Annotated in this window: 15 protein-coding genes and 3 pseudogenes; 8 read left to right on the plus strand and 10 right to left on the minus strand. The window is 68.9% G+C overall.

Translation table 11 applies throughout. The annotated features are described in order from the left end of the window. Positions 1–6 precede the first annotated feature (6 nt). The 7 genes from H4Q84_RS20235 to H4Q84_RS20265 all read right to left on the minus strand — a co-directional run bounded on the left by H4Q84_RS20235 (position 7) and on the right by H4Q84_RS20265 (position 10379). Complete coding sequence (locus H4Q84_RS20235; protein WP_248580870.1) at positions 7–2274, minus strand: pyridoxal-phosphate dependent enzyme; 2268 nt, start codon at positions 2272–2274, stop codon at positions 7–9. Next, positions 2271–3215, minus strand: a complete 945-nt coding sequence (locus tag H4Q84_RS20240) for a hypothetical protein (protein WP_248580871.1) — start codon at positions 3213–3215, stop codon at positions 2271–2273. The genes H4Q84_RS20235 and H4Q84_RS20240 overlap by 4 nt, the downstream gene beginning before the upstream one ends. Continuing rightward, the gene (locus tag H4Q84_RS20245) at positions 3212–4696 is read right to left on the minus strand and encodes a lyase family protein (protein ID WP_248580872.1); all 1485 of its coding nucleotides are present in this window, start codon (positions 4694–4696) and stop codon (positions 3212–3214) included. Before H4Q84_RS20245 ends, H4Q84_RS20240 begins: the two co-directional genes overlap by 4 nt. After that, positions 4693–7221 carry an amino acid adenylation domain-containing protein gene (locus H4Q84_RS20250; RefSeq protein WP_248580873.1) on the minus strand — a complete coding sequence of 843 codons (2529 nt, stop codon included), beginning with the start codon at positions 7219–7221 and terminating at the stop codon, positions 4693–4695. Before H4Q84_RS20250 ends, H4Q84_RS20245 begins: the two co-directional genes overlap by 4 nt. 27 nt (positions 7222–7248) lie before the next feature. Continuing rightward, on the minus strand, positions 7249–7983 hold the full coding sequence (locus tag H4Q84_RS20255) for a hypothetical protein (protein ID WP_248580874.1): 735 nt from the start codon (positions 7981–7983) through the stop codon (positions 7249–7251). An 87-nt stretch (positions 7984–8070) separates the two neighbouring features. Further along, positions 8071–9060, minus strand: coding sequence for a TauD/TfdA family dioxygenase (locus H4Q84_RS20260; protein ID WP_349238380.1), 990 nt, complete (start codon positions 9058–9060; stop codon positions 8071–8073). After that, a complete protein-coding gene (locus tag H4Q84_RS20265; RefSeq protein WP_248580876.1) occupies positions 9057–10379 on the minus strand; it encodes an aminotransferase class III-fold pyridoxal phosphate-dependent enzyme in 1323 nt (440 codons plus the stop codon). The genes H4Q84_RS20260 and H4Q84_RS20265 overlap by 4 nt, the downstream gene beginning before the upstream one ends. A gap of 252 nt (positions 10380–10631) precedes the next feature. Between H4Q84_RS20265 and H4Q84_RS20270 the strand changes: the two genes are divergently transcribed. Beyond that, entirely contained in the window at positions 10632–12557 is a 1926-nt protein-coding gene (locus H4Q84_RS20270) for a RiPP maturation radical SAM C-methyltransferase (RefSeq protein WP_248580877.1), read from the plus strand. A 3-nt stretch (positions 12558–12560) separates the two neighbouring features. Here H4Q84_RS20270 and H4Q84_RS20275 read toward each other — a convergent pair whose 3' ends face one another. Beyond that, entirely contained in the window at positions 12561–13274 is a 714-nt protein-coding gene (locus H4Q84_RS20275) for a phosphatidylglycerol lysyltransferase domain-containing protein (RefSeq protein ID WP_248580878.1), read from the minus strand. Positions 13275–13794: 520 nt separating this feature from the next. Between H4Q84_RS20275 and H4Q84_RS20280 the strand changes: the two genes are divergently transcribed. After that, entirely contained in the window at positions 13795–15201 is a 1407-nt protein-coding gene (locus tag H4Q84_RS20280; RefSeq protein WP_248580879.1) for an IS1380 family transposase, read from the plus strand. 303 nt (positions 15202–15504) lie between these two features. On the opposite strand, the pseudogene H4Q84_RS23350 reads toward H4Q84_RS20280, so the two are convergent. Beyond that, positions 15505–15668, minus strand: a pseudogene (locus H4Q84_RS23350) (hypothetical protein); the annotation flags it as partial. Between the two features lie 205 nt (positions 15669–15873). On the opposite strand from H4Q84_RS23350, the gene H4Q84_RS20290 reads away from it, so the two are divergent. Continuing rightward, positions 15874–17430: an amino acid adenylation domain-containing protein gene (locus tag H4Q84_RS20290; protein ID WP_248580880.1), complete on the plus strand. Its 1557-nt coding sequence runs from the start codon at positions 15874–15876 to the stop codon at positions 17428–17430. Between the two features lie 149 nt (positions 17431–17579). Further along, positions 17580–17894: pseudogene (locus tag H4Q84_RS20295) on the plus strand (hypothetical protein); the annotation flags it as partial. Positions 17895–17951: 57 nt separating this feature from the next. On the opposite strand, the gene H4Q84_RS20300 reads toward H4Q84_RS20295, so the two are convergent. Then, the gene (locus tag H4Q84_RS20300) at positions 17952–18722 is read right to left on the minus strand and encodes a hypothetical protein (RefSeq protein ID WP_248580881.1); all 771 of its coding nucleotides are present in this window, start codon (positions 18720–18722) and stop codon (positions 17952–17954) included. 264 nt (positions 18723–18986) lie between these two features. On the opposite strand from H4Q84_RS20300, the gene H4Q84_RS20305 reads away from it, so the two are divergent. The 4 genes and pseudogenes from H4Q84_RS20305 to H4Q84_RS20320 form a co-directional block, all read left to right on the plus strand. Beyond that, complete coding sequence (locus tag H4Q84_RS20305) at positions 18987–20390, plus strand: FAD-binding oxidoreductase (protein ID WP_248580882.1); 1404 nt, start codon at positions 18987–18989, stop codon at positions 20388–20390. After that, on the plus strand, positions 20387–21394 hold the full coding sequence (locus H4Q84_RS20310) for a hypothetical protein (protein WP_248580883.1): 1008 nt from the start codon (positions 20387–20389) through the stop codon (positions 21392–21394). The genes H4Q84_RS20305 and H4Q84_RS20310 overlap by 4 nt, the downstream gene beginning before the upstream one ends. A 172-nt stretch (positions 21395–21566) precedes the next feature. Continuing rightward, positions 21567–21770, plus strand: a complete 204-nt coding sequence (locus H4Q84_RS20315) for a sulfotransferase (protein ID WP_248580884.1) — start codon at positions 21567–21569, stop codon at positions 21768–21770. A gap of 39 nt (positions 21771–21809) precedes the next feature. After that, a pseudogene (locus H4Q84_RS20320) lies at positions 21810–22457 on the plus strand (IS256 family transposase); the annotation flags it as partial. Positions 22458–22467: the final 10 nt, after the last annotated feature.

A 22467-nucleotide genomic window follows, 5' to 3' on the forward strand; every position in this document is an offset into this window, starting at 1 on the left:
CCTTACTCAGTCGTCGGTCAGTCGGACGGTGATGCCGGCCATTGCCAGGTCGAGGGTGCGGTCGACCTGCTCGATCGACCCCCCGGTGGCGATCACGTGGCCCAGCCGGTCGTAGGCGTCGGCGGCGGCGCGTACGCGGTCGCCGGGACGGCAGCTGGTGTGCACCGCCGCAACACCATCACGGGTCCGGGCCTCCTCGAGGCCGTCAACGGTGGACACCTCGCCGTCGGTCGTGCTGGTGATGAATGCGATGCCGGCTGTCCTTGTCCGCAGGTCTCCGACGGTCATCGGCAGGTCGATCGCCGCCCTCAACTGCTGATCGAGCAGGTCGGGGCCGCCCGCGAGCCTGATGAGCTCAGGGATCATCCCGCCGGCCGGGCGGGCGTTAATCTCGATGACGGTGGGCCCGGCGTCGGCCAACCGCACCTCGGTGTGGCACACCCCGTGGCGGACGCCGACCGCCTCGAGAGCCTCGATCACCACGCGCTCGATCTCGCCAGCCGTGGTCTCCTCGAGCACGGCGGGGAACGCATGTCGCAGCTCCACGAAGGCCGGGCCGTGTGACAGGTCCTTCCTAGTAATGCCCACGACATGGCAACGGCCGTCGACGAAGATCGTCTCGACGCTGACCTCCGCGCCGCTCACGAGCTGCTCGACTAGCACCGCGGCGGGCTGTCGCTGCATCCGCACGTTGTGCGTCCGGCGCAGCAGGAGGGTGACTTGCTCGACGGCCTTCTCCAGGGTCTCGCACCGCAGCACGCCAGTCGACGCCGAGTCGGCCACGGGCTTGACCACGCAGGGGAGTCCCGTGCGGGCGACGGCGGCAGCGACGTCTGCCGCGGTGCAGACGGGGACCGAGACCGGCTGGGGAAGTCCCGCGTCCGTGAGCACCTTCCTGGTCTCTGACTTGTCGCGGCACCGGCGCACGGCTTCGGGCGGGTTGCCCGGGAGACCGAGCTCTGCCGCGAGCACCGCCGTGGCCCCGAGGTAGAACTCGCTGCTCGTGGTGACTCCGGCGACCTCCCGCGCGTCGAACGCCTCGCGCAGGGCAGCCGTCAGGGCAGCCTGGTCGTTGGTGTCGCACCGCATGATCTCGCAGTCGGTCTCCGCGACGCCCCGGTAGCGCGCGGCAGAGGAGGTCAGCAGCACGGGGGTCAGGCCCAGCTCGCGGGCGCGTGTCATGGCGAGCATGCCGGTGCCGGTGGTGTTGGACTCGACGAACAGGAGCCGCCGACGGGGGGTCGAAGGTACCGACGCCCACGACCACTGCGCCACCTCGGTCCCGTAGGCGACCTGCTCCGGCTCGGGACGGATCGGCAGGGACCGCAGGTCGGCCCGGTCCCAGTAGTCATCGGAGTAGATGGTGTCGACGTAGCGATCGCCCCGGTCGGGGAAGATGCCGACCGCTGTGGCGCCTTCCGGCAGCGTCCAAGCCAGGTGACGGAGCACCTGGTAGACCGACCCCGAGGAGTTGCCGGCGAAAATGCACTCATCGCGGGCGAGCTCGCGGGTAACGGCGAATGCCTCGTGGTCGTTGAGCCAGTGCACCTCGTCGATCTCGGCATGGCTCAGGTTGCCCGGCAGCAGGCTGTTGCCCAGGCCGCTCTGACGGCGGCCGGGACGGTCGGGCTGCTCGAACAGGACGCTGCCCACCGCGTCCACGCCGATGACCCGTACCGGATCGGTGATGCCGGCGGCTCGCTGCGCGCGTCGCAGTGCGCGCGCCGTGCCGCAGAGGGAGCCACCGCTCCCGACGGCGCCGACGAGCACGTCGACGCGACCTAGGTCGGCGACCAGCTCGTCGGCCAGCGCGCCGTAGGCGAGCGGGTTCTGCGGGTTGTAGTACTGGCGGGGGCAGAACGCGTCGTCGCGCTCGGCCATCAGCTCGGCGAGACGGGTCAGCCTCGCGCTCTGCCAGCCGTGGGAGGTCATCGCATCGACAACGTGCACGGAGCAGCCAAGCGACCGGAGCTTGGCCAGCGTGACCTCGTCGATCCGCGGGTCGGTGACGATGTGGACCGGGTGGCCGAGCAGCGTGCCGACCAACGCGAGGCCCAGCGCCATCGTGCCCGAGGAACTCTCGAAGATCGGGGCACCGGGTTGCAGGAGGCCGTTTGCGCGCGCCTCGAGGATCACACGCTTGGCGACGCGGTCCTTCATTGCGAAGACGTTGTGCATCTCGAGCTTGGCGTAGACCGCGGCGGTCGCGGGCCCGGTGCGCAGTCGGACCACCGGGGTATGCCCGATCGCGTCGACGAGGTCGTCGTACTTCACAGTTCTGCTCCGATGTCGGCGGGGTCGAAATCCAGGGTCTGGCACACCAGCAGTGCCTGCCCATGCCCCAGCTGGCGGCTGCGAGTGATCGCCTCGGCCAAGCGGGCGCGGTAGGCAGGGATGTGCTGCGGCAGCAGCAGCCCGATGGCTGACCCGCTGTGCGCCGCGACGACGCCCACCCCGCCCACCTCCGCGCTGAGGGCGGTCATCGCGTGGAGCGATCGCTTGGGGCAGAGCCGCTGGTTGAGGTGCGCGCTGCGCGTGGCGATGCGACCGATGGTGGAGGTGTCCCCCACGAGCACGGCGGCGCCGAGGGCGGCGAGGAGTGCGGCGTACTCGTCGCGGTCGCGGTCGGTGAAGTTCTTGGGGATCGCGTTGAATGCGACCGTATCGACCGTCGCTCCCTCGTCGATGCCGACGATCGTCATGGGCGGCAGCACGCCCAGGGTGCGCCGGTGCACGACGTCGCGGTGGTCGAAGGCCACCACGCCGGGGTACATCACGCCGTCGGTGGGTTCGATCGGTCGCAGCAGATCCTCGATGAGCGCGGGCGGCATGTCGACGCCGATGGCCCCGGCGACCGCGCGCGCGGTGGCCACCAGGTCGGCCGAGGAACTGGCCAGGCCGCGACCCTCAGGGAGCGACCCGCTCAGCCGCAGCGACCCACCACCGTCCGCACCGTGGCGGGCGAGCACCGCCTCGGCGACGCGCTGGGCCTTGGTCTTCGACGTTGGCGAGGTCTCGACGCCCTCGCGGGCGCCGTCGTACTCGAACTCGGCGGTGGACCAACGAGCGATGGGGAGCGTGACCAGGAAGTCGGGGCCCTCGGGCAGCGCGCCCTGCAAGAGCTCGCCGAAGGTGCCGAAGGCCGAGCTGACCGCCGAGCCACGTGCACGGGAGGCCGGACGAGGTCGCTCGGGTCGGATCAGCTGCCGGGTCATGTGCTGAGCTCGGCCAACGCGTCGAGTGCGGCATCGGTCTTGGCCGCGGCCGCGTCGACCGTCGACGCGCGGGTCGCCCACTCCCGCTCCAGGGCGACCCTGCGCTCGTGTTGGTCCCCGAGCAGCGCCCGCATCGCGTCGGGGCCGGTGCCGCCGGGCGATAACTTGCCCGCCAGCTGGCCGTCCACGTCGAGGGAGGCCTCGAGGAACGACCCGGGGTCGTCGAGCGGATGGCCGGCGGCACGACAGACGTCACCCAGCAGCCCGGCGTCGTCGCGACCGTCGTGCTGCTCGAGGACAGCGACGACGTAGCGTCCCGCCACCACCTGGGAGGTCCGCCACGGGATGCCAGCGCGCAGGGTGAGCTGGTTGGCGAGACTGAACCCACCGAAGTGGTCGCGCTCGCACCAAGCGCGCATCGTGTCGACGCGCCAGTGGAGCTGATCGACCACGAGGACGGTGCCGTCCACGACGGCGAGCGCCTCGGCGAAGGCCGTGGTCGCGTGGCGCCCCGCCTCCTTCGACACCTCGACGCTGTTGCTGTACGACGTGTTGCGCTGCGCGGTGGCGAGGTCGACATAGAACGACACGAGGTGCGCCGTCCGGCCGCGCAGTCGCTCGAGGATCGGGTAGTTCTTCTTCTGCGGCATGGACGCCGAGATGCCGGCCAGGTCGTCGGGCAGCTCGACCAGACCGTAGGCACTGGAAAGCCAGGCCATGAGGTCGGTGTGGAAGCGGCTGAGTCCCACACCCGCGGTGGACAGGTCGGCGGCGACGTCGAGCAGCCACGATCGCGAGGCGACCGCCGCCAGCGCGTGGGGAGCGGGGGCGGTGCAGCCCACCGCCTCGGCCAACAACTGCCGATCCCACGCCAGCTCCTGGCCGGCCATCGGGCCTGCACCCAGGGGCGAGAGGTTGATGCGGTCGTAGGTAGAGAGCAGGCGCGACGACGTCGCCAGTGCGTGGTCGGCCAGGGCGGAGAGCCAGAACCCCGGACTGACCACCTGCGCGGCCTGGAGATGGGTGTAGCCGGGCATCGGCGAGGTGATGTCCTCGCCCGCGCGCCTGATCGCCGCCTCAGCGAGCCGGTCGAAGCCAGCGGCCATGCTCTTCACTTGGGCGCGCACGTGCAGCAGTTGCGCGCACGCCTGCAGGTCATTGCGACTGCGGTCCACGTGCCAGGCCGGAACGGGGTCGGAGTCGGCGACGACCTGGGCCTCAATGGCCAAGGCGATGTCGGTGAGCGACTCGTCGGCGCAGGCAGCGACGTTCTGCTGTGTCAACCCGCGCAGCCCTACGGTGAGGCAGGTCACCTCGCCCGAGGACAGCACCCCGAGACGGTGGTACTCAGTCAGTAGCGCCTTCTCGATGAGGACGTACCACGGCAGCAGGTGCTCCAGCTCGTGGCGGAACTGGGGCTCGAGGAACTCGCGCCGCACGAACTCCGTGGGTGTCCCGGCGACGCGCCCGGACACGCTCACGGGGCACTGCCGTCGCGGACGAGGGCAAGGGAGTCCCGCACGAGCGAGGCGGCCACGGCCGCCCGGCCGCGCACGAAGTAGCGGTCCAGGCCGGACAGTGGGGCGAGCCGGGCCATGGGAAAGAACGTCGTGAGGTCCGCGGCCACCTCACGTTCGCCGGGAGCGCGGGGGACGGCGACGACCGTGGTGGGCACATCTACCGGCTCGCGCCCCAGGCCGCCGTAGTAGGCCTCGGCCTGGTCCACGTCGTGACGGAAGGCGCGCTCGATGATCTCCCCGCGGATCGGCCGGGCGTGGTCGACGTCGGTGAGCGCACCGGACTCGCGCAGCCAGGTGCCGACGTCGGTGGCCTCGTCGGCTGGCTCCCCGGCACCGACCGCGAGGATGACGTGACGGGGCGCTGCTCCGGCCAACTGCAGGTGACGTGCGGTGGCGTGCGCCAGCGCGCTCCCTGCGCCGTGTCCCCAGAGGACGACCGGCTCGTCGACCCGCTCGATGATCTCCTCGCTCAGCCGACGGGCCAGCTCATCGATGTCGCATAGCTTCTCGTCGGGACGCGCGATGTCGTGGCCCGGCAGCTCGACCGCCCAGACCGCCAGGTCGTCGAGGGCGGTCGCGCGTGCGAGGGCGTCGAAGTTGAGGGCGTTGCCGGCCTCGTAGGGCAGGCACACCAGGGCAGCAGCGGAGGCAGCCTCGGGCCGGGCGAGAGGCTGGAGGAGGGAGGCGCCGTCCTGCGGTTGCTCGACGGCCGCGGCGAGGTCGGCCAGCACGGGGTGCTTCATCAGATCCACGAGCGACACGAGCCCGGACAGCTGGACCGCGAGCCGGATACCGGCCAGGGAGCCGCCTCCGCGCTCGAAGAAGTTGTCGTTGCGGTCGATCTCATCGAGCGGCACTCCGAGCACCTCCGCCCAGGCCGTGGCGATCCGGCGCTCGACGGGATTCTGCGGGGGTGTGACACTCGTGCCCGTCCCGCACCCGGTCTCCAGGTCCGCCAGGGCGCGCTTGTCCACCTTGCCGTTGTCGGTCAGAGGCAGCTCGGGCATCCACCGCAAGGTGCGAGGGACCAGATGCTGTGGGACGAACTCGCCGAGTGACTTGGCGACGTCTTCCAGCGGCGACTCCGCGATGTAGAACCCGGCCAGGCGCTTGCTTGAGCCGTCCGGCATGACGATCACGCACGCTGTGCGGACGCCGGGGACGCGCAGCAGCTGCGCCTCAACCTCGCCGACCTCGACGCGCATGCCGCTGATCTTCACCTGCTCGTCGCGACGGCCGATGAAACGCAGTCGCCCGTCGGGCAGCCACTGTCCGTAGTCACCGCTGCGGTAACGGCGGAGTCCGGGGCGGACGGGGTCGTCCTCGAAGGCCTCGGCGGTCCGGACAGGATCGTTGACATAGCCACGCCCGACGCACACCCCGGAGAACGTGATCTCCCCGACGCCGTCCTCGTCCAGCGGGAGGCCGTCGGCGCCGACCACGTCGACCAGGACGTTGGCGATCGGGACGCCGACGCTGACCAGGTCGTCGTCGGAGACGCTCGTGATCACCTCGTGGGTGGTGTCGTCGGAGGCCTCAGTCGCTCCGTAGGCGTTGACCACGGGAATCGCGGGGCAGCGGGCGAACCACCGGCGCAGCACGGCCGCGGTGACCGCCTCTCCCGTGACGCCCAGCATCCGCAGGGTGCCCGGCACCTCGTCCCCGGCCTCGAGCCGGGTCACCATCACGTCGAGATAGCTCGGCACGACCTGCAGCACCGCGACCTGCTCCTTGGAGAGCAGCCGCAGCAGCAACGACACGTCGAGGACGGCCTCGGGGTCGACGATCAGGGTCGACCCACCGGCAAGCAGCGGAGCGAATGCCTGCCAGAGCGAGATGTCGAAGCACTGCGAGGCGGTCTGGGCGACCACGAAGCCCGGACGAAGCTCGAAGGTCTCGATCTTGGCCAGCAGGTGGTTGAGCATCCCGGCGTGCTCGCAGGCGGCACCCTTGGGCTCACCGGTCGAGCCGGAGGTGAAGTAGATGTAGGCCAGGTCGGAGTCGCTGACCGGGACCACCTGCCGTGGGGCGGTCTCTGCGGCGGGCGTCAGCGGCAGGGGGATCACCCCCGCGTCGCGGAAGGTCCGGGACGAGACGCAGGCCGGGAGCAGGGCGTGGGTCGACCCCGAGCGTCGCAGAAGCCCGGCGATCCGATCGTCCGGGTAGGCCGGTTCGATGGGCAGGTAGACACCTCCCGCCTTGAAGATGCCGATGATCGCGGCGAGCCACTCGAGCGTTCGCTCGCTGCATACTGCGACCACCCCCTCTGGGCGCAGACCTGCGGACTGGAGGGCACCCGCTATGCGTTCGGCGGCCGCGTCGAGGTCGGCGTAGGTCCACCGCTCATGGCGGTGCACCGCGGCGATCGCGTCCGGCGTGCGCCGCGACCACTCCTCGAACAGCTCGTGCGCGCGACGCTCGGGCAGCGCCCTTCGGGGGCCCACGCCCCACGTCTGTTCGATGCGTACCGCCTCCACCTGCTTCATGAACCATGTCCTCCTCGTGATGTCGGTTCAGAACCAGGTGAGGAACCGCTGGAGCTCCTCGCGCAGCTCGGCCGGGCCGGGGCGCTCGACCTTCACAGCGACCTTGTCCTCGGTCTCCACCGGAGTCCGGCGGTATACGTTGGTGAACTCGGTGACGGCCGGTCGCTGGAGCACCAGCGACGCCGCTGCTCCGCCGCCGGAGCGAGAGATGTTGTGCAGCACCTCATGGTTGATGTGGTAGACCGTCCCGGCGGGGAGCACGGCCTCGAACACGTTGAGCAGCCGGGCCTTGCCCTGCGGTTCAAGGCTGAAGGACTCGTCGGCGCCCACCGGCAGGTACTTCAGGTGATGGTGCTCGTCGCCCGTGTCGTCAACGCGGAACTCCCGAGCGCAGTACTCACCGGCCAGCAGGGCGGTGGTGAAGTCCCACCGGTGCGAGTGCACGTCCTCGACGATCTCCTCGGTCACGTCCGGCTGCGGGTGCCAAACGTGGAGTCGCAGCTTCCACGGGGCCGAGTCGCCGGCCATCAGCACGAGCTTCAAGAAGTTGTTGGCGTGGTAGTAGGACCGGGCCGCGATCTCGGCCAGCTGGTCCTCGTCCTCGATGATCTGCCCGAGCATGCTCTTCAGCTCCTCTGGCGCGGCGAGCCTGCGGAGGACCGAGACGTTCGCCTCGAAGCTGACCGTGTCGGACTTCTCCACCACCACGTCGAGCAGGTCCTTGATTTCCCGCAGGCCAGCGTCGGTCCTGATCTGCGCCATTTCTCTACTCCTCGCACGTCGGTGCTGCTTGTTCTGTGGATGTGGGACGCCTTGCCGGTCCTGTCGGTGCGGCGCTAGCTATGGGGGTCACGTGGGTGCCGCCACCAGGAGGTCGGCACCGGGATCGTCCGCGAGGGCAACCAGGAGCTGCGGTGACCCGACGAGCGGCGGCCGGCCCTGCGCGGTCAGCAGGTTGTCGGCGACGACCAGGTCGCCCTCCTGCCACGTCACTTCGCGGCGCACGGCGGTGTAGGCAGCCTGGAGGTGGGCCAGCTCGCCTTCCGACAGGGGATGGTCGTCCCCGTAGGTCGTCTGCATCGGGAGGTCCTGCCCGAAGGCCTGCGTCATGGTCGCCCGCTCGACCGGATCGAGGCTCCCGGTGTTGTAGAAGGCGAGGTCGTTGAACCAGCACCCCTCGCCGGTGCGGGGGTGATCGACGAACGCCGCGCGGTGCCGCATGGTGCGCAGCGATCCCCCGGGCAGCCATGTCGACTTGACGTCCTCGCGGTCGAGCACCGGCTTGAGCTCCTCACGCGTCGACACCGAGAACGCCTTCTGCCACGACATGCCGAATCCCTCGTGGAACGTTCGGATCACCGCCCAGCCGAACGTCCGGACCCGGTCCACCAAGCCGTCAGGGAGCAGCTCGGGCAGGCGCCGCACGTCGCTGATGTGGTGCTGCGACCCGGAGCGGGTCAGCTTGGTGCAGGCTGTCAGCACCAACGCCGGGGGCCGCAGGCTGCCGGCGCCCTCCTGGGACGGGCACCGCTCGCGGTCCTCGGGCCATCTGATCGGCGTCACCACCCCGCCCGCCAGGCTCTCGCGCGGAACGAGGTGCTCGGCGGGGCGGTGCGGCGAGAGGCCCAACGCGTCTCGCGCCGTCGCGAGGTCGTAGGGGCTGGTGATCCCTGACCCGCGGACGACGATCGCGCCCTGTCGTCGTACGAGGTCCCGCACCATCGGGGCCTCGTCCGCCAGCCAGCCAATCGGATCGCCCGTCGGCGCATGCACGACAGGCAGGTCCGCATCGGTCCACGACGCACCGGCCCCAGGCAGCGCGGCTGCGTTCCCGCTCACTCAGTCCGCTCTCTGCGCTCAGCCGACGAGCTGCGCCGCAGGGGCGCCGCAGGGGCGCCCCGTCCGATGGCGACGCCCACCGCCTGCGCGATCTGGTCGGTTTCCTGGGCGCTGATGGTAAGGGGCGGCGCGATCCGGATGACGCCGCGCTCGTGGCGTGCCATCACGCCTTCGTCCGCCATGGTCTCGGCGATCGCCTCCCCTGCCTCCACGCTGGTCGCCTCGAGTGCGACGACGAGCCCGAGCCCGCGTACGCCGGCCACCAGGGGCGAGTCGGTGAACTGGCCGAGGCCGTCGAGGAGGCGGCGACCCTGCGTGGCCGAGTTCTCGACCAGGCGCTCCTCGGCGATCACGTCCAGGACGGTGTTGGCGACTGCGGCGGCCACCGCGTGCCCGCCCGTGGTGTGCCCGTATCGCAGGCCCTGGACGAGCGGCTCCGAGAGGAAGGATTGCTTGATGGCCGAGGTAGCGGTCACCGCAGCGAGCGGCAGGTAGCCACCGCTGATGCCCTTGCTCATCGTGACGAGGTCGGGCGTGACGGTTTCGTGCTCGAAGCCGAACATACGGCCCGTCCGACCGAAGCCGCAGAAGACCTCGTCGAGGATCAGCAGCGCGCCGTACTCGTCGCAGAGCGCACGCAGGCGGGACAGGAAACCGGAGGGGAGGACGACGCAGCCGCCGAGTCCGAGGAGCGGCTCGACGATGACCGCGGCGGCGGGGGGCCCGGATCGCAGGGCCTGCTCGAAGCCTGCGACCAGCGCGTCGGCCGCCTCCTGGGTTTGCATCCCGCTCGCAGGCGCCGGCAGAGGCACCCGGTCGATCGGGAACGGCTCGGGCCACTCGCTAACGGTGAACGGCAGCCCGGAGAGCTTCTGGCATAGGAAAGTCGAGCCGTGATAGCCCGCCTCGAAGGTGACCACCCGGTTGCGGTCCTCGCCGCAGTTGCGCCAGTACTGGAGGGCGATCCGCATGGCCGCCTCGGTAGCCTCCGAGCCGCTGTTGAGAAGGACCGTCTCATTGAGCTCGCCCGGAAGAATGTCCGCGAGACGCGTGGCGAGGGTCTCGGCCGGGTCGTGGGTGGTAACCATGGGGTCGTAGTGGACAAGCTTGCCCATCTGCCTCGTGGCCGCCTCGATCAGCCTCGGGTGTGCGTGTCCGCACGAGGCGTTGAGCACTCCGGAGATGGCGTCGATGTACCACTTGCCGTCCTCGTCGCGTACCCGGTTGCCGAGCGCCTCGACGATGCGCAGCGACTGCGCCTGCTGCGTGATGGGGGTCCATGGACGCCAGAGGACGCTGGCCCGCGTGGTATCCGACATCGTTCTCACTCTCCGTGCTCGAGGTGGGCACGATAAACGCCCCGTCGGCGCTCACGATGCCTTGAGACGGAGGGTCCGCAGTCCTATCAGATAGCAGGACGCAGTCCTCGGCAAGTGAAGTGGAATGCGTGTTAGGACTGTCGCACTTCTCGAGGGGCGACCTCGCCCGGCGCACTGCGGGACCGGGCCTGACACAGGTCGGCCTCTGCACGTGCACGGGCATCTCGAGGACACCAGGACCAAAGGATCAGCATGCTCAGGATCAGCTTCGTCAACATGCCGTTCGCCGACTGGGATCGGCCGTCGTTCGCGCTCAGCCAGCTCGCCGCGCTGACTCGCCGAGAGTTCGGCGGTCAAGTCGAGGTGTCCGTCCACTCCCTCAACCTCGACGTCGCCCGCTACCTCGGTGCGGATACCTACCAGGAGATCACCGGGGACATCCAGCACCTCCTCACCGGCCTCGGCGAGTGGATGTTCCGGGGCATCGCCTTTCCCCACGTGGAGGACAATGCGGACGCCTATTTCGACCGTTACTACACCAGCCCCCGGGCAAGTGACTTCAAGGCGCGGCTGCTGGAGCTGCGTGCGGGGCTGCCGGAGCTGCTCGAACAACTGTGCACCGAGCACGCGCTGGCCGACGCCGACATCATCGGGTTCACCTCGATGTTCGCCCAGACCAACGCGTCGCTCGCGATGGCCAGGGTTGTGAAGCGACGCAACCCCCAGGCGGTTGCAGTGGTCGGTGGTGCTAACTGCGAGGCGCCCATGGGCACGGTCCTGGTGCGCAACGTGCCCGCGGTCGATGCGATCTTCTCCGGGCCCGCGCTGCACACGTTTCCCGACTTCGTCCAGCGCTACCTCGAGGGAGGGATCGACGCGGTCAACGACATTCCGGGCGTCGTCACCCGGGCCAATATCGAGGACCCCGTCCTCGCGGCGGCCGTCGGTAGGGACCGCGACATTGACGACTTCTTCGAGCCCGACCACTCCAGCTACCTCGACGCCTTCGAGCGGGCGTGCGGCGCGCTGAGCGCCGACCCGGATGTCAAGCCGGAACTGATGTTCGAGACCTCGCGCGGGTGCTGGTGGGGCCAGCGTTCGCACTGCACGTTCTGCGGCCTCAACGGTCTCGGGATGGGCTACCGTGCGATGTCACCGGAGGTCGCACTGCGCCAGTTCACCTGGTTGTTCGGCCTGAGCGAGCACGCGCGGGGCTTCTCTTGCACCGACAACATCCTGCCTAAGAACTTCCCACGCGAGGTGTTCGCGAAGCTGCCCGACCGGCCCGACGGCCCGCCAGTGTTCTACGAGGTCAAGCTGCCTCTGAGCGCCAAGGACATGGCCGCGATGGCGCGTGTGGGGGTGACTCGGGTGCAGCCCGGCATCGAGTCAATTTCTACCGAGACCCTCCAGCTGATGGGTAAGGGCACCACGGCGTTCCTGAACATCCAGTTCCTCAAGAACTGCGTGCGCAACGGGATCACACCTGAGTGGAACCTGCTGATGGGCTTCCCCGGTGAGCGCGAGGAGGTCTATCAAAAATACATCGCGGACATCCCGCAGCTGACGCACCTGCCCCCGCCGCAGGCCGCCTTCCTCGTCCGGTTCGACCGCTACAGCCCGTACTTCACCAACCCGGACAAGTACGGACTCGACCTCGTCCCGTTGGACTTCTACGAGAAGGCGTTCCCGTTCGCGTCCGACGACGTGAGCCAGTTGGCCTACTTCTTCCGCGACCGCGGGCCTGGCGCCTACCAGGACTCGGCGTTCGCCTACGTGGGCGAGGTCAACCAGCTGGTCCAGGACTGGCTGAGCAGGCGCGCGCCCACCGCGGGGGCGTTGAAACCGGTGCTCGAGCTGCGCGTCGGTGCTGACGGGAGCCGCTCGATCCTCGACACACGGACGGGATCCACGCAGGCGATCGCGGTGGACGCGGACATGCTCCGTCTACTGGAGCGGCTCACGTCCCCGGTGACCGAGGAGTCGCTGGTGCGTACGGAGGAGTCTGGCGAGGTCTTCTTGAGCCGACTCGCCGTGCTGCGCGAGCACGGCATGCTGTTCGAGGAGGACGACCGGGTGATCAGCCTCGTGGTGCTCGATCTGCCGGACGATGATGTCGCCGTCGAGGACGACCGGGCGCTGCTCCAGCTGGTGCCGGCACCTGCGGCGCTGTCGTGACCACTACGGGGTGAGCCACACCATCCGGGCCATGCAGTGGGGCTTGAGCTGGTCCTTGGCCCGCCGGAGGTTGGCCAGCCCGCCGTCGTAGCCGATGTTCATCGTGGTTGCGCCCGCCTCGTGCGCGGCTGCGAAAAGGGCCTGCATCGTTCCTGCCGTGATGTCGCTGTCGTGCTCGGCCTTCATGAAGTGCCCGGTGGACCGCTCGCCGAACACGTCGTACACGGCGAAGCCGCGCAGCGACCCATCGACATCCAGGCCCAGGCACCGCAGCCCTGCGTCCGCGCCCCTTTCCAGGACTCGGGCGAGCCCGCGGCGCTCGGCTGCGATGGTCGCGGAGTCCTCGCGTCCCGTGGCCCAGTCGTCGTACATGCGCCAGACCTCGGCATTGGTCTCCGCTGCGCCCAGGACGAGGGGTACCGCCTCGACCGAGGCGTAGTCCCTCTCAAGAGCGGACAGGCACCGCCGTCGGTGTCGGAAGCGACGTCCGTTGAGTCCCAGCTGCTCATCGAGGTTGTAGACGTAGTCGTCGAAGTCCCGGTTCGGTATGCAGGTGAACGGGGCTGGGTGCCGCAGGGACTCGACGTGCGCCCCCGTGTCGGCGTCGGCGCGGAACGGCGCGATGCCGAGCGCGGTAAGGTCGTCGAGGTCCGCGGGGGTGCCACGTCCCCACAGCAGCGAGACCGAGCCGCTGGAGATAGGGGAGGGGTACGTCATCGCGAGGAATCCTTCGACAAGGACGAGGGCGAACTCGCCGGTCCCTCCCCGGTACCAAGCGTAGTTCGGGTTCCAGTCGTAAGGGAGTTCGTGACACTTCCAGACAGCGGTCAGTAAGGTCTGCGCCATCTCGCCGGGGCCGAAAGGGCGCTTCTGCGGGAAACCGCTCAGAATGTCGCCAGTGACGACGGTGGGCACATCCACGTCACCCACAGATTGGCCCTGCGAACGTTGTGGATGTCTCTACTTGCCCGTCGCGCAACGGGCACTGCGTCGCAACCATGTGCCGCAGCCTATAGGGGTTCGCGTCCCCGTCGTGCGTGGACTCGGCATCATCGTGGAATCCTGGTGATCTGACATCCAAGCAAGGTCGGGCGAGGACACGCCTGGCCCGCTTAGCCTCGATCCACCGATGAGCTTGAGTGGTTGAGCGCGTCGTGAAGTGAGAATGCCCTTACGTGCTGGAAGAATTTGACTTGTCTAGGGTCCAATTCGCACCAGTACGAAGGGCATCTCGTAGATGCAACTTTGCCACACGCCCCGCGCGACTACGGCAGTGTTCGATGATCCGAATCTCGTGTCGTCGGCCGGGCTGGTCCCAGTCCTGGCCTTGGCCACCTCCGCAGGACTGCATGAGCTTGCCCAGGACCACCTCACGGTGCCGAGCGACAAGGGCGCGAACGCTGGGCTGAAGGTCGCATCCCTGGTCGCGGGAATGGTCGCTGGCGCGGACGGCATCGATGACATGGCCCTGCTGAGACACGGTGGCATGGGCCGGGTCTTCGCCCACGCTTACGCGCCCTCGACGCTGGGTTCGTTCCTGCGCGCGTTCACCTTCGGTCACGTCCGCCAGCTCGACGCGGTCGCCTCGAGGTTCCTGGCCCGACTCGCTGACCAAACACCGCTGATCGCTACCCCATCCGACACCAGCGGGCGGGTGCTGGTCGACGTCGACGACACCATCATCGAGGTCCACGGCTACACCAAGCAGGGCTCCGGCTACGGCTACTCCGGAGTCCGCGGCCTCAACGCCTTGCTCGCAGTCGTGTCCACGCAAGAGACCGCCCCGGTGGTCGTGGCGCAACGACTCCGCAAGGGATCGTGCGGCTCACCACGCGGTGCGAAACGACTGGTCGCCGATGCGTTGAAGACCACCAAGAAGCTGCCGGGCGGGTCTGGTCTGCGGCCGCTGATGCGCGCCGACTCCGCGTTCTTCGGCCACCCGACCATCGCCGCCGCGCTCAAGGCGGGTGCGGACGTCTCGGTCACCGTGCGCCTGGACAACCGGATCAAGACCGCGATCTCCACGATCGGTGAGGACGCATGGACCGCCATCGAGGACACCGACGCCGTCTACGACGAGCAGGCCGCCAGATGGGTCTCCCGCGCGGAGGTCGCCGAGATCCCGTTCACCCCGTTCGCCGCGCAGAAGAAGACCAACCACGTGCCCGGGCGCCTGATCGTGCGCAGGATTCCCGACCTCAACCCGGCCAAAGCAGGAGACCAGGAGACGTTGTTCGACACCTGGCGCTTCCACGGGTTCTTCACCACCACCGACCCCGACGTGGCCGACACGGTGGCCGCGGACAAGACCCACCGCGGCCACGCGATCATCGAACAGGTCCACTCCGATCTGAAGAACTCCGCGCTCGCGCACCTGCCCTCCGCGTTCGCCGCGAACGCAGCCTGGCTCGTCCTGGCCGTCATGGCGTTCAACCTCACCCGCGCCGCAGCCACCCTCACCGGGCCAACGCTGGCCCGCGCGACGACGGCCACGATCCGGCGCAAACTCATCACTGTCCCGGCCAGGATTGCGTCCTCGGCACGACGAGTCACGCTGCACCTACCGACCCGATGGCCCTGGCAAGACGCCCGGCTACGCCTCTTCACGCACGGCCAGGACCCACCCCAGATCGCGGCCATCTGACCACCGCCGATCCGGCCACGATCAAGGACACAACGGAACGACCCGGCAACAAGGCCGGCGCTCAGACATGTCCAGGACCTCGGAGACCCTCGTCACCGCCACCGACCAACTCCGACCCCGCCCATCGGTGGATCGAGGCTTAGCCCAGGCTTAGCCCCCGGTCGTGGTGCGCAGAATGGGCGTCGGATGCCCCCCTTCTGACCTCCAGCGCAATCGAAACTCACATGCGGAAGGAGCCGGCTTTTGTCAGGGCACTACTCCTGAGCAGCGGATTGGCGGCACTCTGCTCCTTGCTTGGGACGCGGGCTGGGCGAAGATCGTGCGGACCGCCGCGGCGACCTTGTCGGCGTGTGGCTTGGAGACGTGCGCCAGTACGTCTTATGGGCGCTGTCCCCGACGTCGAGTCCGAGGACCTTACGTGAGGTGTCGGCGGCGATCCCGGTCGCGACGACGACGGCCATCGAGACCGCCTACCCATCCGTTCCGAGCTTGTTGCGGACGCCGCTTCGACCACTCCAACATCATCTTGCTGATCGCCGGCTCCGAGCTGGCGAGTTCTCGGCGCCTGCTTGGTCATGGGAGTGCTTGGCGCACTCAGCCAGCACGCGGCGAGGACAACGAGGCTTTCAAAGGCGTGGTACGGCGTTGATGCGATCCCGTTAGCATGCGGTCGTGACTCCGCCTCCCGCCGCCGATCCCGCACCGGTTCAGGCGAATCTTCGACGGGGGGATCGGGCGCCGGCTCCGCGGACGCTGGTCGACGTGTTCGAGGCGACGCTCCGGCAGCACCCGGACGCCGCGGCCATCGACAACGGCGCGGAAGTGCTGACCTACGCCGCGTTCGCCGAGTCAGCCCACGAGGTGGCCGACGCCCTAGCCGAGCTGGGGGTGGGCCGCAGCGACCGGGTGGGGGTGCGGATTGGCTCCGGGACCGTGGAGCTCTACGTCGCCATCCTCGGGGTCCTGATGGCCGGCGCCGCCTATGTGCCCGTCGATGCCGACGATCCCGACGAACGCGCCCGCACGGTATTCGACGAGGCGGCCGTGGTGGCCGTTATCGGCGAGGCCGTCTCTCTGACCGTGCGCGGAGCCCCTCGGGGCCCGGTCGGCCGGGAGCCCGCGACCCTCACCGACGATGCGTGGATCATCTTCACCTCGGGATCGACGGGCACCCCGAAGGGGGTGGCGGTCAGCCACCGCTCGGCCGCCGGCTTCGTCGATGCCGAGGCGCGCTGGTTCCTCCAGGACCGGCCTCTTGGGCCCGGGGATCGGGTGATGGCGGGACTGTCGGTCGCCTTTGATGCCTCATGCGAGGAGATGTGGCTGGCCTGGCGGCATGGGGCCTGCCTGGTCCCGGCACCCAGGTCACTGGTCCGCAGCGGGATGGATCTGGGCCCCTGGCTGGTCGCCAACGACGTGACGGTCGTCTCGACGGTGCCGACCCTGCTGCTGCTCTGGCCGGTGGCGGCCCTTGCGGACATCCGGCTTCTAATCCTGGGCGGCGAGGCCTGCCCGCCGGAGATCGGCGCCCGATTCGCTACCGACGCGCGCGAGGTATGGAACACCTACGGCCCCACCGAGGCCACGGTGGTCGCCTGCGGGGCTCGGCTCAGCGGCGGTGCGCCGGTGCGGATCGGGCTGCCGCTCGACGGCTACGACCTGGCCGTTGTGGACCCGACGGGTGCGGTCGTCGGGCCGGGCGAGTCCGGCGAGCTGATCATCGGCGGCCTGGGCCTGGCGCGCTACCTGGACCCGGTCCTCGACGCCGAGCGGTACGCCGCGATGCCGTCCCTCGGCTGGCTGCGGGCCTATCGCAGCGGCGACCTCGTCAGGTTCGAGGAGGATGGTTTGGTCTTCGTCGGGCGAGCCGACGACCAGGTCAAGATCGGGGGCCGGCGGATCGAGCTCGGCGAGATCGACAACGCCCTGCTGGCGGTGCCGGGTGTGACCGGGGCGGCCACCGCGGTCCGCCGGTCACGCTCGGGCAACACGCTCCTGGTCGGCTATGTGGCCGTCGACGCCGAGTTCGACCGCGTCGCGGCTCTCGCCGGCCTGCATCACGCGCTGCCCGCCGCCCTGGTCCCCCGGCTGGCCCAGGTCGCGACCCTGCCGACCAAGACGTCCGGGAAGGTCGACCGCGATGCCCTGCCCTGGCCCCTCCCGCGCAGCGAGCCGGCCGCCGCGCTTGACCCGAGTTTGATCACCGGGTCGGGGTTCGGTCGGGCGTAGGGCGCAGACCTGCGGGTTTGCTTCCATGGGGGGCAGGATCTGCGCACTGGCCGAGTGCTCGTATCGTATGTGCCAGTGGCCTACGTCCAGACGGTGAGAACCTCGTCGGGAGCGATCGCGGACCAGATCGTGCATTCGTCGCGGAAGGGATCGAGCATCTCGGGTCCGCGCACACCGACGAGGAGGTCGCGGCGCTCAAGATCGCTGCGGCCAAGCGACTCGCCGGCGACCAGGACGAGCTTGATCCTGGGATCAAGCTGCCGATCGTGTCCTGGCGGATGGGAAGCCGGCTCGTGCCTGCCTCCTACGCCACGTTGAACCGTCGCCTAATGGTCTACGCCAAAACTGAGTGGCGCCAGCGGCTCGCGTGCGCGAAGCGCGCCCGCCCTGGTCCGGCCAGCCTGGTCCTCGAGGAGGTCACGACGCTGTACTTCGAGACCCACGAGGGTGATGGGTCCCGCGAGTGCGCCATACGGCCGACATCCTCGCTGGCGTCGTCACGGAGATCGGCTGAGGCGGACTCAGGCAGGTCGAGGCAGCAGGTCCAGGTGCTCCTCGGAGACCAGGTCGAAGCGCATGGCGAACGCGACAAGCGCCTCGCGCTTGGAGTGTCGCCGACCGTCGTCGCCGTACTTGGCCCACTGGGTGACGGGGACCTTCTGCTCGACCAGGTAGTCGATGTGGTAATTGATGCTGCTGCGGCTGGGCAGGGTGAACAGGTCGGTGCCCCGTAGCCGCGCCACGAGCTCCTGCACCGACGGGACGGCTGCCATGGAGTTGCCGCGCAGCCTCGGCTCGCACAGCGCGACTAGCACCGCGAAGTACTTGCTGGCCGTGTCCAGGCGCGCCAGCGGGACGTTGCCGTAGTCGATGGCGTGCTCGGCGTCCAGCATCTGCGGCTCCGGGCCGAACGCCGTGAACTCGAAGACGTCCATCCCGGCAGGGATGATGATGCGGGACATCTCGAAGGGGACCGACATGCGTAGGTGTCGCGGGCGGGCCTTCACCAGCTCGCTGCCGCCCTCAAGGTTCTCGATCACGAACGTGGTGCTAGTTGTGTAGTTCGAGATCATCAACCGGTCGTCATCGACCTCGAACGAGCCGAACAGGGGCTGTGCGCCCAGCTTGAAGGCTCCCGAGAAGCGGTCGCGCCCGAAGTCGGCGCTCTCACCCTCGCACAAGTCGGTGCGACGCCGGGTCGGGCCGTCACCGGGGCCTGCCGGCTGCACCCACGTGATCGTCGCGGTGGGTCCGACGGCCGGCGCCGGTCGCGACGACGACGGCGTATGCACCCTGAAAGGGTTGACGCAGTCCGGCGCGGGGACGACCGGCGGAGGTGTTGCAGTGCGTGCATGAGTGAGTGACAATTCCCGCATTGGATGCTCCCCCTGAGCGTGGTTAGGCCCGTTCCGAACCACAAGCCCGGCTGACAGTACAGGTGCAGTCAACAGTCCTTCCGGCCCTAGTTTCGGGCGTGGCGAAGCCCTGTGGACGACCCGCAGGGGACCTGACGGATGACAGGTACGCGCGCCGCACGCGCCACATAACGTGGGCCTGTGGACCCCTTTGACGGGAAGTTGTGGCGCGCTGGTGACGCGGGACTCGAAGAGGCGTCGGTCGCGGGCCTGTTCAACCAGCGGGTCCCGTCGCGCAGACCGCGAGCCGTGGTGCGGGCCGCCACCGTCGCTGACGTCGTCGCGGGCGTCAAGCTGGCGGCCCAAGAGGGATGGCAGGTCACCGTGCGGGCCGGTGGTCACAGCTGGACCGCATGGTCCTTGCGCGACCAGGCCCTCCTGATCGATGTCTCCGACCTGCGCGACCTGGCCTACGACCCATCCACCGGCATCGCCACGGTGGGTGCCGGCGCCCGCGGCGGGCACGACCTCGACCCTTTCCTCGCACGCCACGACCGGTTCTTCCCCGTCGGGCACGCACCCTCGGTGGGCGTTGCCGGATTCCTCCTGCAGGGCGGACTGGGCTGGAACACGCGCGGCTGGGGCTGGGCGGTCGAGCACCTGGAGTCTGTCGACGTGGTCACCGCGTCAGGAGAACTGGTGCGCTGCTCGGAGGAGGAGAACGCCGACCTCTTCTGGATGGCGCGCGGCTCGGGCCCCGGCTTCGCCGGCGTCGTCACCTCCTTCCGCCTCCGGACGCGGCCACGCTTCCGGCACCTGACACATGCCACCTGGACCTATCCGGTCGACATGGCACCGGAGGTCCTGTCCTGGTACGCCGAGTGCCGCCACGCGGTTCCCGCAGAGGTAGAGGTCGCGCTCGTCGGGTGCACGGTCCCAGGCCTCGGCCAGGTCGTCGTGGTCGACGCGCTGTCCTTCGACGGCCACGCGGGCTCGCTGGACGCGCTCGAGACTTCCCCGGTTCTGGAGCGCGCCCTGTCGCGCGAGACGACCCTCGGGGCGTCGTTCGCCGACCTCCTCGCTGCCCAGGACGACGCCAACCCGGAGGGACACCGCTACCACGTCGACAACGCGTTCCTCACCGGTCCGGCCGACGACTGGTGCCGGGCGCTCGCACCGACCTACGGCTCGCTGCCCACGCCACTGACCTTCACGGTCTTGGGCGACCTGGGCCCGGCAGCGCGCCGGGCCCGTTCGGACATGGCCTTTTCGGTGGACACCGACCTCTACTTCGCCGCCTACGTAGTTTCGGACATGCCTTCCGGTGACGCCCGCTGCCAGGACTGGCTGGCCCGGACGATGGCGGACCTCGTCCCGTCGTCGGCCGGCTGCTACCTCGGCGACAGCGACCTCGCCACCCGCAGCGACCGCGTGATGTCGGACGCCGCATGGCAGCGCTACCAGCAGGTGCGCGACGACCGCGACCCCGAACGACGCTTCCCCGGTTTCCTCGGCGTCCCGGACCAAGCCGCTGAGACGGTGGCACCGCCCTGTCATTGGACCGGGCCGCCCCGTCCTGGCGGCGGTCTAGTCTCGCTTCCATGAAGGATGTGTACCTGCATGTCGGGCCCGTAAAGACAGGCTCGACCTATCTACAGGACCTGCTGTGGCGCAACCGCGACGATCTCGCTCGTCAGGGATACCACCATCCCGGAGAGCACCCCAATGAGATGTGGCTGGCCACGACAGACATGCAGGACCATGCGTTCATCCACTTCGAGATCCCGGAGTCGGAAGGAGTCTGGGACAAGGTGTGCGAGCGGGTGGCCCGTCACGACGGCCCCTCCGTGATATCGCACGAGGTCCTGGGCTGGTCGACCGCGGACCACGTCGCGAAGGTCGTGCATTCCCTGGCTCCCGCCCGACTGCACGTCGTGGTAATGGCCAGAAGTCTGGCCACCATCCTGTCTTCGCTGTGGCAGGAGAAGATCAAGATGGTCTATCCCGACACCAGCCTGAGCGACTTCGTGGTGGCCGAGTGTGAGACCAGGTCACCATGGACGGACGCCTCCTTGATCGTCGACCGATGGCTCGCCCACGTACCTCCCACGCGCATCCATGTGGTCACGGTTCCGCCGCGCGGTGCCGAACCAACCGTGCTGTTGGGTAGGTTCGCCAGGGCGCTGGGCATCGAGACGACCTCTTGGCACACGGGCGGTGCGGCTAGGAACCAATCCCTGGACCGGGTCCAGGCCGAACTGCTTCGGCGCCTCAACGTGACATCGTCATCAACGCAGCACGTGCGGGCCCAACGCCGGCTGATCAATGGCTCCCTGCTCCCTCGGCTGCGAGCCGCGGACCCCAGGCGAGAGATACGGCTCCCGGCGTCCGGCCGCGGGTGGATCGAGACCGAGACCTCCCGGCGGATCGAGGCGCTGCAACGCAGCGGTGCGCACATCCATGGTGACCTCGCGGATCTGAGGACTCCGGACGGTGCGTGGGAGGACACTCCCCTCCGCGTCCTTGACCAGGACGTGCTCGACGAGGCCCTCCAGCTGCTGGTGTCAAGTCACCCGGACCTAACACCCGACCGCCTCGACATCGTCTAGCGGCGGACCCACCGAGAACGTCGACCGGCCGGACAGCGCCCAGGCTGCTTTGGACCACCCTGTCGATTGTTCAGGAACTCCCCGGCCGAGAAATGGTTCCACGGCACGCGAGCACGGGTTTCATCCCTGACCGAAAGTGAGCTCGACGGTGGACTGGACTATCGGGCAACGCATGCGCCCGTTCATGGTGGGCATGGGCCGCAGCGGCACCTCGATGATCGCCAACATCGTCCACCAGCGGGGCGCCTACGGTGGCGATCCCGATCAGCTCAGCTGGGGCGACGAGGGAGACGTGCGCGGCCCTGGTGAGCTCACGTCGTCGCAGCCCGTACGCGAAGGCCACCTTCAATCCGGTCCAGTCGCGAATGGCCGGTAGCCAACGCTTGGTTCCCGGCGTACTCGGCGGGCTCGATGAGAGAAGGACGTCCTGGGCTTGTGGGCAGGCACAGGTGGTGAGGGGGCGAAGTTCTGGATGAGCGTGCGCACCGATCTACGCAACCGCGGCGTCAAGGACACCTTCTTCGTGGCGTGCGACGGCCTGAAGGGCCTGCCCGAGGTCGTGGGGAACGTGTGGCCTCTTACGACGGTTCAGACGTGCATCATCCATCTGATCCGCAACACGTTCCGGCTCGCGTCGCGACGCGACTGGGACGCGCTCAAGCACGACGTAAAGCCGATCTACACCGCCGTCAACGCCACCGCAGCCAGGGCCGCGTTGGAGGACCTGAGCGAGAAGTGGGGGTCGAAGTACGGGGCGATCATCCGGCTGTGGAACAACGCCTGGGAAGAGTTCATCCCGTTCTTGGACTACGACGTGGAGATCCGCACCGTGCTCTGCTCCACGAATGCCATCGAGTCGCTCAACGCCCGGTACCGCCGTGCGGTCAAGGCTCGGGGGCACTTCCCGACCGAGCAGGCCGCGATGAAATGTCTGTATCTGGTCACCCGATCCCTCGACCCGACCGGTCAAGGCAGGGCACGATGGACCATGAGGTGGAAGCCAGCGCTCAACGCGTTCGCGATCACCTTCGCCGACCGCTGGCCGGCAGCCGAGACCTACTAATGAAAACCGC

Source organism: Nocardioides sp. InS609-2, from assembly GCF_023208195.1.
GTDB lineage: Bacteria > Actinomycetota > Actinomycetes > Propionibacteriales > Nocardioidaceae > Nocardioides.